Annotated in this window: 4 protein-coding genes and 1 tRNA gene; 1 reads left to right on the forward strand and 4 read right to left on the reverse strand. The window is 42.6% G+C overall.

Annotated elements, in window-relative coordinates; genetic code table 11:
• Nucleotides 1–139: 139 nt before the first annotated feature.
• From pulA to pyk, 4 genes are all read right to left on the reverse strand, one after another.
• Nucleotides 140–6,067, reverse strand: coding sequence for a type I pullulanase (gene pulA / locus HXT34_RS03460; RefSeq protein ID WP_421784387.1), 5,928 nt, complete (start codon nucleotides 6,065–6,067; stop codon nucleotides 140–142).
• Between the two features lie 216 nt (nucleotides 6,068–6,283).
• The gene (locus HXT34_RS03465) at nucleotides 6,284–7,822 is read right to left on the reverse strand and encodes an alpha-amylase (protein WP_421785440.1); all 1,539 of its coding nucleotides are present in this window, start codon (nucleotides 7,820–7,822) and stop codon (nucleotides 6,284–6,286) included.
• A gap of 275 nt (nucleotides 7,823–8,097) precedes the next feature.
• Nucleotides 8,098–8,171 (reverse strand) — tRNA-Leu (locus tag HXT34_RS03470).
• A 232-nt stretch (nucleotides 8,172–8,403) separates the two neighbouring features.
• Entirely contained in the window at nucleotides 8,404–9,843 is a 1,440-nt protein-coding gene (gene pyk / locus HXT34_RS03475) for a pyruvate kinase (protein ID WP_004107046.1), read from the reverse strand.
• Nucleotides 9,844–10,573: 730 nt separating this feature from the next.
• Here pyk and HXT34_RS03480 point away from each other — a divergent pair.
• Nucleotides 10,574–16,552, forward strand: a complete 5,979-nt coding sequence (locus tag HXT34_RS03480) for an Ig-like domain-containing protein (RefSeq protein ID WP_421784388.1) — start codon at nucleotides 10,574–10,576, stop codon at nucleotides 16,550–16,552.
• Nucleotides 16,553–16,624: the final 72 nt, after the last annotated feature.

Genomic DNA, 16,624 nt, shown 5'->3' on the forward strand with positions numbered 1-16,624 from the left:
ATACAGTTATAAAAACAAACTATCTATTAATTCTATACCCTGCTTCAAACACAAAGCCGAGGATATCGCAACAAATGCAATTACCCTCGGCTTTTTATAATAAGCGAACTTATTAGTTTATTTATTTACTTATAAAACCTCACGAGTTCGTATAACGCTTGTGACTCTTAATACGAAGTAACAATACGCTCGCAGCAGCAATGAGAATTGAGCATACAGTAGTAACTACGAATATATTACTGCCTGTTGCACTTAAACTATGAAGCTGTTGCGAAACTGCATTGCTTGTTACTGTGATATCAGTCCAAGCAACTTGATTACCTTTTTCGTCAACCAAAACAACCGTATGCTTTCCGGCGTATCCAGCTGGGAATTGAGCATCAAATTGAGGCTTGCCATTCACCATGCGAACAGTCACAAACTTTGAACCATCAGCACCCTTAAGCAAACGAGGAGATGAGTAGATATACGCGTATGCATAAACTACTCCATCGCGCTGCAAACGCTCGATGAACTCACTGTTTACAATATTAATTCTTACACTGTTAACAACACCTGCAGTTGCAACGTTATTGTTGCCAATGCTAAGAGTTCCCTTTAATTCTGGATTAAGCTGCTGAACTGTTTCAGGAGCTTTAGGCACAGTAGCAGATTCTGCTGGCTTAGCTGGATTAGAATGTTCAGACTTAGCTGGCGCTGAATGCTCAGATTTAGCTGGCGCTGAATGCTCAGATTTAGCTGGCTCAGACTGCTTAGCTGGAGTTTCAGTCTTAGACTGATCCGGCTTAGTCTGATCAGGTTTAGTCTGATCCGGTTTAGCTGAAGTTTCATTCTCAGATGGCTGAGGCTGAGGAGCCGGAGACGGTGTTGGTGATGGCGAAGGCTGTGGACCAGGCTGAGGAGCCGGAGCAGGATTCACAGGACCAGGAGTTGGAGCTGGAACTACAGGAGCCGGAGCAGGTGGTTGAGGCGTTGGCGTCACAGTACCAGGCTGAGGATTAACAGGACCAGGACCAGGCTGAGGACCCGGAGCAGGTGGCTGCGGCGTTGGCGTCACAGGACCAGGAGTTTGTTCATGCCCAGGCGTAGATGGATTTGGATCCTGCGTACCAGGCTTAGATTCATCCTTCAACTTATTAATATCTAAAGGATTCATCTGATAATTGAGAACATCATCAGCTTTAAGATTTGCAAAAGGATTCTCATCCTTCTTCTTTTCAGCATCCTTCACAAGCACTGCAGTCGAAAGAGCAGAAACCTTGTAATTTCCACTATCATCTACAGATGCTTCAGGGAACTTTGATGCATCATCGCCACTAGACTTTCCATCAGCAATGCGCTCGCGATACTTTCCTTTGCCAATATTTACGTCAGTAACATTGTCATTAGCGTTGAAAATAAACACATACGTTTTATCTTTGGCATCAACACTAAACGCATTAATACCATCGCTGCTCTTAATCCAATGCATATTCTTATTAACATCAGAATATGTAGAATCTCGTAAAGCTGGAATCTCGTTTCTTAACTTTATCAATGCCTTAAAGTACTCAACAGCATCAGAATTCTTATTAACCAAATCCCAGTTAACGGAATTGTCGCCGTCGCCAGCATTGTAACTATTCTTATTGCCGTTCTTGCTTCGTAAGAACTCCTGACCAAGCTCAAAGAATGGCATGCCATGAGCAAACATTACAAGCGAATTAGCAAGCATTACTCGCTTCTTAAGATTCTCTTCTGTCTCATGAGGCAAAGACCTATTCAACTTATCGTAAAGATTAAGATTGTCGTGAGCTTCAACATATTGCACAGTCTGACCTGCATTCGCATAATGTCTATCAGCGCAACTTGAGTTTCCAGGTTGGCAACCGTAAAGATTTTGCATTACCAGATTGTCACTACCTCTGTTTCCAGACACGAATCCAGCAACCTCATCATCTCCCTGGCCTTTTACAGCATCACGGAAGGAATCGTTAAAGAATGCAACACCATTATTATCTGCAAGCTTATACGCATTAGGCTGAATAGTGCGGTTTTCATAAGGCAATTGGCTCATATTCCAGCCTTCGCCAAGAATAATCGAGCTTGGATCAATTGAATGAACAGCTTCACGCACTTCCTTAATGGTTTCAAGATCAATCAATCCCATCAAATCAAAACGGAAGCCGTCAATACCGTACTCATTAGCCCAATATTTTACAGAGTCAACAATATACTTTCGCATCATTTTGCGCTCTGAAGCAGTATCGTTTCCGCAACCAGATCCATTAGTCAAACTGCCGTCATCATTGTAGCGGAAGTAATAACCCGGCACAGTTTGACCAAAAGCGTTCTTTTGAGCGTTATAAACGTGGTTATAAACTACATCCATAATCACGCGCAAGCCAGCCTTATGAAGACCGTCAACCATTTGCTTTAGTTCAGTAATACGCGTAACAGGATTTGCTGAATCAGACGCATATGATCCTTCTGGAACGTTGTAGTTGATTGGATCATAGCCCCAGTTTTGAGCACCTGGCTGACCGTAACCCAAGTTACCTGCTTCATTCACAGAACCAAAATCATACATTGGCATGATTTGTACGTGAGTGATGCCTAGTGACTTCAAATAATCCAAACCAGTTGGCTTGCTTCCATTCTTAGTGTCAGATTGAATTACACCGAGATATTTGCCGCGCTTCTTTTCGCTCACGCCAGAACTTTCGTGAATTGAGAAGTCGCGAATATTCATTTCTGCAATAGTCGCATCAGTTGGGCGCTTTTCAAACGATGCCATGCGATCTACTGGTTTTGCCATGTTGCCACCGAATACAACGGATCTCATTCCGTTTCTCACGGCAGCTTTTGCATAAGGGTCTGGAGAATTATTAATAGCACCATCTGCAAAATGAACCTTGTACGTGTAAGCAGTTCCAGCTTTTGCATCGCTTGTAGTAATACTCCACACGCTATTATTGCTTTCAAGCTTCATATCTTGTGTTTTAGCTTCTGCAGAATTTTCATCAGTGCCAGAATAAGTTACCAACTCCACTTTTGTAGCAGTTGGTGCCCAAAGCTTGAAAGTTGTAGAATCATCTTTTACAACAGCACCCAAGTCGTCGCCAGTATAAGCGTATTTCTTATCGAATTCATCAGTGCGAACAATCTTAGATCCTTTAGCAGTTGAAACAGACACTGTTCTAGGCATTCCACCAACACCATTAATGTTGATTTCATACATTTTCTTAATATCTATGTCGTTCTTTGCAACGATTACGATCTTATTATCTACAACAGCAACTTGCGAAATATCTACTGTCTTATGTTGATCTTTCTTTGAATCTGTAACATCAGTTATAGTTACGTCATTCTTCTTAATCTCTGAAGTGTCACCGCTCACGTTTACAGTAAATTCCTTCAAAGACGTAATATCAGCATTAATAGCATTAGACTTCGTGCTGATTACGTTTGGGCTTAAGTAAACTCTACTATCGCCCTGCATAAGCCAGATTTCAGCGTTGCCAGTTTTACCATCTGAGCTTAAAGTGATTGCCTTTGCAGGAATCGCGCGATCGCCTTCACCAGGATCTTTAGCAACCCAATCATTGCCTTGCATGGAATAGCGCACAATAAACTTCGGATCTTTCACACCGTTATTATCTGTAAACGTATATTCTGCAATCTTTCCGAAATCATCATGAGCCGTAAAATCTCTCTTTACGCCTTCTTGCTTACCATACCAAGTCCAGAGATTCCAACCAGCGTAATCCTTGTTTGTTCTGCGGTAGTGAACAGTAACATTTAACGTTTTGAGGTTATTAAGCTTGTCAGAAACTTCAGATGGCGGTTCAGCAAAAGTATTCGAATCTCCTCCGTAAACCCAAGCTTCGCCAACACCATCTTCTATTTGCGAGAGATTACGATTTCCGCCGTCTTTATTCCAATTTGAGTTATTAGGACCTGGATCAGTAGTAATAATAAATCCGACTTTTCCGCTCTCGTAAGTGCCATCAGCCTCAACTGTGTAAGTCTTACCAAAAGCATCTTGACCATTGAACGCATGCCAAGCGCTATCTATTTCCTTACCTTGAGCATTTTTAAGGCCCCAGATATAAACGCCCATATTGCGATTGTCATCAGATTTTTGCTTATAGTGAATAACAATCTTTGTCTTTAATGCAGAAGGTTTTGAAGATGTATCCTCAACTTTGCAAGGAGCCTGTTCTGCGGTAGAACCATTGAGATTATTATCTACTACATAATTCTTTGCATTAGCAGGAATAGTGAAATCGCCATCATTCTTGCCATTTACGTGATACCAATCTCTGCTACCATCACTCTTTGCAATGCCATTATTAAATACAGCTTTAAATTCACCACGATTAGTAATAGTCTTTGCAAACCAATCGCCACAAACTTTGCGCATTGGCAATCCAGGAAGTGCAGTCCAATTATTACCACTTATTTGATAATGAATATTTACAGAACTTGGATTACCTGCTTTATTTTTAGCATTAAAGTAGACAGTTGTTGACTGGTCTTTAACATCGTCAACATATTTTGGATCAGATTCATTGCGCGCTGTAAATTTTATTACATTCTTAGTTGTTGCATCCACATGCAAAGCAATTGCAGAATAAGGAGCTATAGTCGCAGCAACCTTGCCATCCTCAACTTTAACAGTCTTAGAGCAGTCACCTACAGCATAAACATTGCAATACTCACCATTTGGCAAATCAGTCTTATACAAAACTCTCTTTGCGTTTGGCGTATTGTTGATTGCTAAGAAGCCCTTCTTCTCGCGGCTAAATGCAATGTTATTATTGTCACTCTCCTGCCAATTGGTAACTTGAGCACCATTTACAGCATTAAAGAATCCAACCATTCCACGAATAGAAGTCCAACGCTGAGTGCACTGCCAACCGGTTGTTGGAGAACAATTTACATCTGAAACAGACGTTTCAGATGCACCAGGAGCACCATAGTCCTTATTCTTTGCATCAAACCTGTATCCTGAATAAATATTTGGGTTTCCATACGGGTAGCCAAGCATAAAAGCGTTTGCAAGCTCGTAGCGAGGACCATCCTTATAGGTAAGCGTGCGCACAAAATTTTCGCGAGGAGTATCCCAATTAGTTACGAAAATCGAAGCTTTATCGCTTTGAACAAGTCTATTAGTAATATTCTTTAGATTCGAGATTGAGCCATAAAAATCGTTCTTTAAACGGTAGGAATATTGGAATTCGTTGACTTCACCTTCGTTTAAATGCCTATCTGGCTGGATTTCTGTAGCTTCAGAAGGATCACCAATCGTCTCCTGCATCCACCAAATCTTGTCAGGCGTAGTGTGCGCAGCATCAGAAGCAGCCTTCTTAATAGCAGCCATATCCGCTGGAGAAATATGCTTTACAGCATCCACACGGAAACCGACAACACCTAGTTCGAGTAAATAGGCGAAATACTTACCTAAAATTTGCTGAACATGCGGCTTTGAAGTATCCAAATCGAGCAAACCTACAAGCCTGTGAGTCCAAACTTCTTCAGCATTCTTGTAATTGTTAATATTTTCAGCACTCTGATGGAAATCATCCTTAGTATATCCAGCTGTTTTGAAAGTTTGCGTATCAGCATCGTATTCACTTCCACCAACGCCAACTTTATCTTTATTACCGGCACCAGTCATGTGATTAATCACAGCATCAGCAATGATTCCAACCTTTGCAGCCTTGCAAGTCTGAATCATCTGCTTAAACTCAGCTTCAGTGCCAAGCTTAGAATCAAGCTTATAGCTCACAGGCTGATAAGAAGTCCACCATTGCTTACCTTTTACATGATCATTCGGAGGAGACACTTGCACATAACTCACGCCCTCAGGACCGTAAATTTTAGTGCACTCTTGAGCAATACTCTTCCAATTTTGCTGGAATGCAGTAACAATAACACCCTTACGGTTAAGAGTTAGATTTTCTTTATTTGAACTATCGCTAACAGCACTTGCACTACCCGTAACAGCAAAACCAGTTACAAGCATTGCAACAGACGCAACAATAGCAACCATCTTCGATGCAAAGTGTCGACGATGACTCATCAGTATCCTTTCCTCCATTGGTATTAACGCGCTTCTTCCTTGGACGCATTAATAGCTTCAATACACAAGCGATGGCTAGCACAACTATGTTGCCAGCCATCGTTATAAACGTGCATTATCAGCGGAGAAAATTATAACATCTACATACTGACAATATTGCAATAATTATACAAAAACTGTAATAATGCCAATACAAATTTATTTCCAAATCGTCTTTTACTTCGCATCTTTCTTATTAGAATCAGCCTTATTCTTGCACAGAATCAGAGCTAGTTCAATCAATAGCACAGCGAAAACAATTACAATCATTAACAAAGTACTAAACATGGAAGTACTTCCAAAATGCTCTACAGCCTTAACATGCAAAGCAATAGCTGAGTTAGCTGGAATAGTTGTCTCTACTTTCCCACCATTTACAGTAACTGTGCTAGAGCATTTACGTGAAGCATATACGTTACAATACTCGCCATCAGGCAAATCAGTTTTATAACTCACATTTTTAGGCTTATCAGTATTGTTAATCGCCAAGAATCCCTTGTTTCCGCGACTAAAAGCAATGTTATTATCGTTGTCATCCTGCCATTGAGTTACTTTCGTGCCCTTAACAGCATTGTAGAATCCAATCATTCCGCGAATAGAAGTCCAACGCTGAGTGCACTGCCACTGAGAATTCTTTCCGCACTTTACATCTGGAATGTGCGTATCAGTTGCACCAGGAGCACCTTCATCGCGCTGAGTGAACTTATATCCAGAATAAATATTTGGTGTTCCATACGGATAAGCAAGCATAAAAGCATTAGCTAACTCGTACTTTGCTCCATCCTTATAAGTGAGAACTCGAGTCGAATTGTCACGCTCAGTATCCCAGTTAGTCACAAAAATAGCTGCTTTCTTATTAGGAATAAGCTGATCTGTAATATGAGACAAATTCTCAATTGAGCCATAGAAATAATTACGCAAGCGATACGAGTATTCAAACTCATCTACTTCACCTGTACCAACATATTGATTTGGCTGAATTTTAGGATCTTGTTCAGGGAAACCAATTGTTTCTTGCATCCACCAAATATTTTCAGGCTTCATTCCAGCAGCTTTAGCAGCAGCTTCTTTTATACCTTTTACATCTTCAGGACACATATGTTTTGTGGCATCAACTCTAAAGCCCGCAACACCCATTTTTAGCAATTTTGCAAAATAGTTACCAAGAATTTTTTGTACATGAGGCTTAGAAGTATCCAAATCAAGCAAACCAACTAAACGATAATTCCAAACGACTTGCGCATCTTTATATGTGTAAATATCTTTATCTATTTGGTGAAAATCATCTTTTGTGTAACCAGCATCCGGATAGCTTTGATTTGCCGCATCATACTTACTACCACCAACACCTACAGTATCTTTATTACTATCGCCGGTTGTGTGATTAATTACAGCATCAACAACAATTCCAACACCAGCTGCCTTGCAAGTAGTAATCATATTTTTAAACTCGTCTTCAGTGCCAAGCTTTGAATTTAGATTGTAACTAACTGGCTGATAAGAAGTCCACCACTGCTTACCTTTAATATGATCCTCAGGAGGAGAAACCTGCACATAACTCACGCCCTCAGGACCATAAGTTCGCTTACACTCTTTTGCAATACTCTTCCAATTTTGCTGAAAAGCAGTAACAATCACACCTTTTGGAGGAAGAGAGTCTGTTGATTTAGTTGAAGCAAATGCCGAAGAGTTTGGAACAATAGCAAAAATACACATTAATACTGTTGCTACAGCAGCGATTGCAGTAATTGCAGTAAAAGAACGCATTAAATTGCGCTTGTAATTATTGATTAATTCGCAAGCATAATTACTTTTTTTACGCTCACTTACTTGCAATCGTGCACTGTGGATCATCGTTGTTCCTTTCACATCACGTACAGCACTTTCATTGTGCGAGAATACTTTTATTATTATACGCTTATTGTTTATGCACGAGACATTAAAATACAAAATAAAAACGTCGCCTAGCAAGCTAAGCGACGTCGTGCACGTGCCCCCGGTGAGACTCGAACTCACACTGCACAGATTTTGAGGCTGTTTCCTCTACCAATTGGGATACAGGGGCATTTTTAATTTTCCGCATTTTTTTGCGACTTGTCGACTATAGCACACTTTAAGCCACATGCAAATAGTTAAAGCGTTTTGCGCGTGTCGCAAATCAACAATATTGATCATACATAACATAATGCGCGCAAACTGCAAAACAGCTAGCGCGCATTATGCAAATTATATTACCGCGCAAATGCACCTAAACTAGAAGAACTAGCGTATTGGCGCAAGTACGCGGAATCAATCAATTAGTCGCAAGCACCAACGGTGTGAACGTAGATGGAGTCAGTGCGACCAGCCTGGCGTTCACCCTGAGCAGTGCTCAAGATAACAATCTGATCACCATCGGAAACCTTACCAGCTTCGCGAAGAACCTTGTCAGTGAAGATCATCAAATCGTGACGATTCATGTCATGGTAATCTTCATCAATCAAGAAGCCTTCGGTACCCCAGCTCAAAGCCAACCAACGATAAGTGTGCTCATTGTTAGTCAAGCCGTAGATTGGAGCGGTTGGGCGTTCGCGAGAAATGCGATGAACCGTGCGACCAGTCTGAGTGTAGGCAACAATAGCCTTAGCGTTAAGCTTATCTGCCAAATCAACAGCTGCAGAAGAAACTGCACCAGTGCTAGACATATCAAGCTCAACAGCAGGAATGCGATCATAGCCATGCTCAGTAGCATACTGAGAAATACGAGACATGGTCTTTACGGTAACATCTGGATACTTACCAACAGCAGTTTCGTTAGAAGTCATTGTTGCGTCAGCACCGTCGAGAACAGCGTTAGCGCAGTCAGAAGCTTCTGCACGGGTTGGAACTGGAGAGTTAACCATTGTGCCAAGAACTTCAGTAGCAACGATAACTGGCTTTGCGTAACGGCGAGAAAGCTCGATGCAACGCTTGGTGACCAGTGGAACCTCTTCGAGAGGCATTTCCACAGCCATATCACCACGTGCAACCATAATGCCATCGAAGGTCTTAACAATCTCTTCCAAGTTTTCAACAGCCTGTGGCTTTTCAATCTTGGCGACGATTGGAATACGACGACCTTCTTCGTCCATGATTTCGTGAGCGCGATCAATATCGGTAGCGAAACGCACGAAGGACATAGCAATAATGTCAGCGCCGGTGCGAATAGCCCAACGAAGATCAGCCTCATCCTTTTCAGTCAAAGCTGGAAGAGAAACTGCAACACCTGGGAGGTTAATGCCCTTGTGGCTGGAAACTGGACCAGCAACAATAACCTTAGTGTGAACGTCGTTGCCTTCAACCTTGGTTACCTCAAGACGAACCTTACCGTCATCGATAAGGATTGGGTCGCCTGCGTGGCAATCTCCTGGCAAGCCCTTAAAGGTTGTAGAAGTGCGGTGCTCGTCACCTTCAACATCATCAGTAGTGATGATGAACTCCTGGCCTTCTTCCAAATAAACCTTATCTTCGCCTTCAGCGTTCTTCTTGAACCAACCGCAGCGAATCTTTGGACCTTGCAAATCAACAAGAGCAGCAACATTACGGCCAGTGGACTTGGAAGCTGCACGAACGTTGTTGTAAACGCGCAAATGATCTTCAGGAGTGCCGTGAGAACGGTTCAAACGAGCAACATCCATACCGGCTTCAACAAGCTTGGTAATACCTTCCAAGGATTCGGTAGCTGGACCAATAGTATCAACGATTTTGGCTTTACGCATAATGCCTACCTATTTTCTATTTCTGTTTATTTTTTATGAGCGATTTAATGATAAAACCATAAAACGCCCAATTCCGCTTTCCAGTGTATCAACGTATTGTGACCGCTTATTGTATTTATTCGGCGTTTTGTGAACGCTCACAGAAAATAACATAAAATCGCAGATAATGCTTGAATAACACTCAGATAATGCTTGAACAATAGTTGAATAATAATTGAGAATAATAGTTATTTTCTAACTTTTAGCATCGCTTATTTGCCGCAACTCTTTCTTTAGATCGCGTATTTCGTCGAGCAAATTGCATCGTATCCAAGAATTAAGAAACTAGAGTATATACTTTCTAATGCTCAGCATCTTCAAACGATGGTCATGACATTTCCAACACTAATAAACATTTGTTTAGTGATTACCCAATCACATATCTGTGACACACCATAAGTCATATAGCAAGTTACGAAAATAATAAGAAATTTTATTAAAAATTATATTGTTATAACATTTTGCAAGAAATTTTCATTTATAGCACCCCCCCCCCCCGTAGGAAATTTTACAGTCTAAACTAATTTCAAACTAAAAAATATTATGAAAAATAACAAAAATGATAGAATTTTAAATAGACCCATTTAAATAGAGAGTTTTATTACTGGCATTGGAGAGATTTGTCATAGAATTCGTTCTATTTATTTGTTTAAAAATTCGTTAAAGATTAGGGAAAATTAAGGAGATTGTTATGGCTACCACTAATCCTTCAAAACATACATCATCAAAATCTTCAAGAAAACGTTCTGTGCACAAAGTACACACACTTCCGTTAGCAACAATGGCTGCTTTGTTGACAGCAGCAACCTGCTTAGGCAGCCAGCCTGCAATGGCTGTTCAAACAACCACAATTCCTACACCAACACAGTCTAGAGTAGTTGGAAGTCTTACGAATAGCACGGTTTCTAAGTATCAAAATCGTGAAGCTGATGTGGTTGTTAACAATCCAGGATGGCTTAAAACTCCTAGTATTCTTGAGTTCCAGCGTTATCGTGCTACTAATGATGAAAATAAAGATAATAAGAAAATTAATTCCAACGAACATGGTAGCGATGAGTACAATACTCTGATTAAAAAAACAGATATGTATGCACATATCGAAACAATAGATGGTGCTAAATATCTCGTATTCGACGTGTTCTTCAACAATGATGCTCAATCGATGGTAACAGCTTCAAAGAGGCAGTGGTACATATGGCAAGTACCGTACCAAATTGCTAAGTTAAATCCCGATAATTCGTTTGCAAACGACACAATCCGCGACTTACGTTTTGACGCTTATAAACTTAAAGATGCATCAGACAATGACAAAATAAAACGCAAATTTAACTTTACTCTTTCGCGCGATTTTACCAAGTTTGAAAAAGTAGAGAATCAGTCAACAACTATAAACTTCCCATATGATAGCGAGAAGAACTTCGGTGTACGAAATCCTTCAAGATTCCAATATAGTTTAGGACCGAATCAGACAAAATATGAAAAAGATATGGACAATCTATTCCATGAGAATCATGATGATTACGCTATTGGTAAAGCAACTTGGCTAGATTACCCATATAATGGTAAGAATTATGGAATAGGTATTCAAACTTCAGAAGTAAATCTTGCATTCCATATGCATGCCGCAGTAAAGCTTAACGATACAGCAATTAACGAAAACGCTAAGACTTACAATGAAAAGTACGCTAATATACATAATGCTTGGACTTGGGCAGATTCTGCAACATATGGAAAAACAACAAGCTCATCCTACGCGTGGGTTTCTGGACGAGATCCACAATCTGATGAAAAAACTTTACAGCGTCACAAGAATGACAGCGAAGCGCCAAAAATTTATTACAATGGCACTGAAATAACTAAGAAAACAAAGACCATTAATCTTCATACAAACGATAAACTAAAATTTAGCACCACCGATGACAAGGATTATATTGAGAATTTTAGCATTTCTGGTTTAACGGACACTCCTATAACCAAGCAAGGCGTTGGAAGCGAAAACACACCGCTTTCATCAGACGAAATCACTGTTACTAAAGACATGAACAAAAAGCAAGTAACTATTACTTCCGAGGATGGCTCTGGCAACGTTACCACACGTAAAGTTAGAGTCAAAGTTACTACACTTGCTGACGAACATCCTATTACCGGTAAAACCATTGATACTACCGTTGGTGAAAAATTACCGGAATTGACAGAAATTGACAAATTTGTAACTGTTAAAGATGGCAAAAAGCTTGATAAACAGCCAACCTTAAGCTGGAAAGGCACTGCTCCAAACACTAATACAGTTGGCGTGTTTACTCATGAGATTACTGGAACATACTCCGATAATTCCACAAGTACAGCAACTGTAACCATCAATGTTAAACCAAAGAAGCCAGTTATCGACACTAATCTAACTGATCTTGCTGGAAAGAAAGGGCAGAAAGTAACAGTATCTGTTGGAAGCGGCATTCCTGCTGACGCTAATATTACTACAACAGTTAAACTGTTTGATAAAGATAACAAGGAAATCGGCTCTACTACAACAATTAACAATGATAAAGCAGAGATTACTGTTAAAGATGGAATCCCTGAAGGCGACGTGTACGCAACAACGACTGTAAGTAAGCCTGAAAAGCAAGATGGTCCTAAAAAAACAATTCCAGGATTTGAACTAATTTCAGAAAACAGTGATAAAAAACAAGCTACTGCGCCTAAGGATGCTCAAAACCCGACTATCACTGCTACTGCTGAGTCACCGTCTGTAACAGTTGGGCAAGATCTGAAGATTCACATTGTTGCTAAAGATGATGTGCAAGTTAAAGACATCAACACTATACAGGCACTAAAGGGCGCCAATCTGCTTCAAGATACTGATCTCACTAGTGGACGTGCGAGTGTTTCAAAAACCACTGTCACTGATCAGAAACAAGTGTTGGATCTTACTATTAAGAACATGCAGCCGAAGGAAGTTGGCACACATACCCTAACCTTCACTGTAACCGACTCGGCAGGAAAAACCGGCACCGCAACTCTAACCATAACCGTGAAGCCAGCTGTTAGCGAGCAGAAAGCTGAAAACAAGACTGGTAAAGACAAGACAACCGTGAGTGGTAAAGCCACTCCAGGCGCAAAAGTCACTATCAGCAAGAACGGTCAAACAGTTGGCGAAACAACCGCTAAAGACGACGGAACCTTCACTGTCGATATTGATAAGCAAGACCCGAACACCAAGCTCACGCTCACTCCAAGCAAGGACGGTGCAACCGGAACCCCAGTCGAAACGACCGTAACCGGTGAAACACCAGCAGCAGGAAAACCAGCTGTTAGCGAGCAGAAAGCTGAAAACAAGACTGGTAAAGACAAGACAACCGTGAGTGGTAAAGCCACTCCAGGCGCAAAAGTCACTATCAGCAAGAACGGTCAAACAGTTGGCGAAACAACCGCTAAAGACGACGGAACCTTCACTGTCGATATTGATAAGCAAGACCCGAACACCAAGCTCACGCTCACTCCAAGCAAGGACGGTGCAACCGGAACCCCAGTCGAAACGACCGTAACCGGTGAAACACCAGAAGCAGGAAAACCAGCTGTTAGCGAGCAGAAAGCTGAAAACAAGACTGGTAAAGACAAGACAACCGTGAGTGGTAAAGCCACTCCAGGCGCAAAAGTCACTATCAGCAAGAACGGTCAAACAGTTGGCGAAACAACCGCTAAAGACGACGGAACCTTCACTGTCGATATTGATAAGCAAGACCCGAACACCAAGCTCACGCTCACTCCAAGCAAGGACGGTGCAACCGGAACCCCAGTCGAAACGACCGTAACCGGTGAAACACCAGCAGCAGGAAAACCAGCTGTTAGCGAGCAGAAAGCTGAAAACAAGACTGGTAAAGACAAGACAACCGTGAGTGGTAAAGCCACTCCAGGCGCAAAAGTCACTATCAGCAAGAACGGTCAAACAGTTGGCGAAACAACCGCTAAAGACGACGGAACCTTCACTGTCGATATTGATAAGCAAGACCCGAACACCAAGCTCACGCTCACTCCAAGCAAGGACGGTGCAACCGGAACCCCAGTCGAAACGACCGTAACCGGTGAAACACCAGCAGCAGGAAAACCAGCTGTTAGCGAGCAGAAAGCTGAAAACAAGACTGGTAAAGACAAGACAACCGTGAGTGGTAAAGCCACTCCAGGCGCAAAAGTCACTATCAGCAAGAACGGTCAAACAGTTGGCGAAACAACCGCTAAAGACGACGGAACCTTCACTGTCGATATTGATAAGCAAGACCCGAACACCAAGCTCACGCTCACTCCAAGCAAGGACGGTGCAACCGGAACCCCAGTCGAAACGACCGTAACCGGTGAAACACCAGCAGCAGGAAAACCAGCTGTTAGCGAGCAGAAAGCTGAAAACAAGACTGGTAAAGACAAGACAACCGTGAGTGGTAAAGCCACTCCAGGCGCAAAAGTCACTATCAGCAAGAACGGTCAAACAGTTGGCGAAACAACCGCTAAAGACGACGGAACCTTCACTGTCGATATTGATAAGCAAGACCCGAACACCAAGCTCACGCTCACTCCAAGCAAGGACGGTGCAACCGGAACCCCAGTCGAAACGACCGTAACCGGTGAAACACCAGCAGCAGGAAAACCAGCTGTTAGCGAGCAGAAAGCTGAAAACAAGACTGGTAAAGACAAGACAACCGTGAGTGGTAAAGCCACTCCAGGCGCAAAAGTCACTATCAGCAAGAACGGTCAAACAGTTGGCGAAACAACCGCTAAAGACGACGGAACCTTCACTGTCGATATTGATAAGCAAGACCCGAACACCAAGCTCACGCTCACTCCAAGCAAGGACGGTGCAACCGGAACCCCAGTCGAAACGACCGTAACCGGTGAAACACCAGCAGCAGGAAAACCAGCTGTTAGCGAGCAGAAAGCTGAAAACAAGACTGGTAAAGACAAGACAACCGTGAGTGGTAAAGCCACTCCAGGCGCAAAAGTCACTATCAGCAAGAACGGTCAAACAGTTGGCGAAACAACCGCTAAAGACGACGGAACCTTCACTGTCGATATTGATAAGCAAGACCCGAACACCAAGCTCACGCTCACTCCAAGCAAGGACGGTGCAACCGGAACCCCAGTCGAAACGACCGTAACCGGTGAAACACCAGCAGCAGGAAAACCAGCTGTTAGCGAGCAGAAAGCTGAAAACAAGACTGGTAAAGACAAGACAACCGTGAGTGGTAAAGCCACTCCAGGCGCAAAAGTCACTATCAGCAAGAACGGTCAAACAGTTGGCGAAACAACCGCTAAAGACGACGGAACCTTCACTGTCGATATTGATAAGCAAGACCCGAACACCAAGCTCACGCTCACTCCAAGCAAGGACGGTGCAACCGGAACCCCAGTCGAAACGACCGTAACCGGTGAAACACCAGCAGCAGGAAAACCAGCTGTTAGCGAGCAGAAAGCTGAAAACAAGACTGGTAAAGACAAGACAACCGTGAGTGGTAAAGCCACTCCAGGCGCAAAAGTCACTATCAGCAAGAACGGTCAAACAGTTGGCGAAACAACCGCTAAAGACGACGGAACCTTCACTGTCGATATTGATAAGCAAGACCCGAACACCAAGCTCACGCTCACTCCAAGCAAGGACGGTGCAACCGGAACCCCAGTCGAAACGACCGTAACCGGTGAAACACCAGCAGCAGGAAAACCAGCTGTTAGCGAGCAGAAAGCTGAAAACAAGACTGGTAAAGACAAGACAACCGTGAGTGGTAAAGCCACTCCAGGCGCAAAAGTCACTATCAGCAAGAACGGTCAAACAGTTGGCGAAACAACCGCTAAAGACGACGGAACCTTCACTGTCGATATTGATAAGCAAGACCCGAACACCAAGCTCACGCTCACTCCAAGCAAGGACGGTGCAACCGGAACCCCAGTCGAAACGACCGTAACCGGTGAAACACCAGCAGCTAAGCCAACTGCTCCAACTGTCACGCCTCAAGACAATGGTTCTGTTGACGTAACACCAGCAGCCGGTACTGATAGTCTGGAAATCACTTATACGCCAGAAGGTGAAACCAACGAGAAGACCATCACTGTCAAGAAAGACAAAGATGGAAACTGGACTGGTAACACTCCAGAAGGCGTAACCGTTGATAAAACTAGCGGTAAAGTCACTATTCCAGCAAACAAAGTCAAAGACAATACTGATGTAACCGCTGTAGATAAGAAGGGTGAAAACACTTCCAAGCAAGCCACTGGTAAAGCCAAAAACAACGGCGGAAATTCTGGTTCTGGAACAGGTTCTGGTTCTGATTCGGGTAACGATTCCACGTCTAATAATGGCGGTTCAGATAGCGGATCTACTAATGGTGGTAGCAGCTCTACAGATTCCGGCGCTCAAAATAGCACCAATGAATCAAGTAGCGCTGATAATGCTAACAACGCTGGTAACGCTGAAACCGGTAATGCTGGCAACGGCAAAGCTGGTAACGCATCCACTGGTGCTTCAGGTTCAAATGCATCTACTAAGTCTGGCAACAAGGTTCCTGCAAAGCATTCGTCCCAATTAGTAAAGACTGGTGCTGAAGTGGAACGAGTAGGATTGATCAGCGCAATGATTGGTGCACTGGGAGCTGCAGCAGCATTCTTCTCTCGCAAGAAGAATCGCGAGTAAAAAGTTCACCTACAAAATTAAACAAAAGTAAACTAATAATTGAAAATAATTAGAAAAAGGAGCTGAGCCACA

This window comes from Gardnerella sp. DNF00983, from assembly GCF_049244265.1.
GTDB classification, from domain to species: domain Bacteria; phylum Actinomycetota; class Actinomycetes; order Actinomycetales; family Bifidobacteriaceae; genus Bifidobacterium; species Bifidobacterium vaginale_J.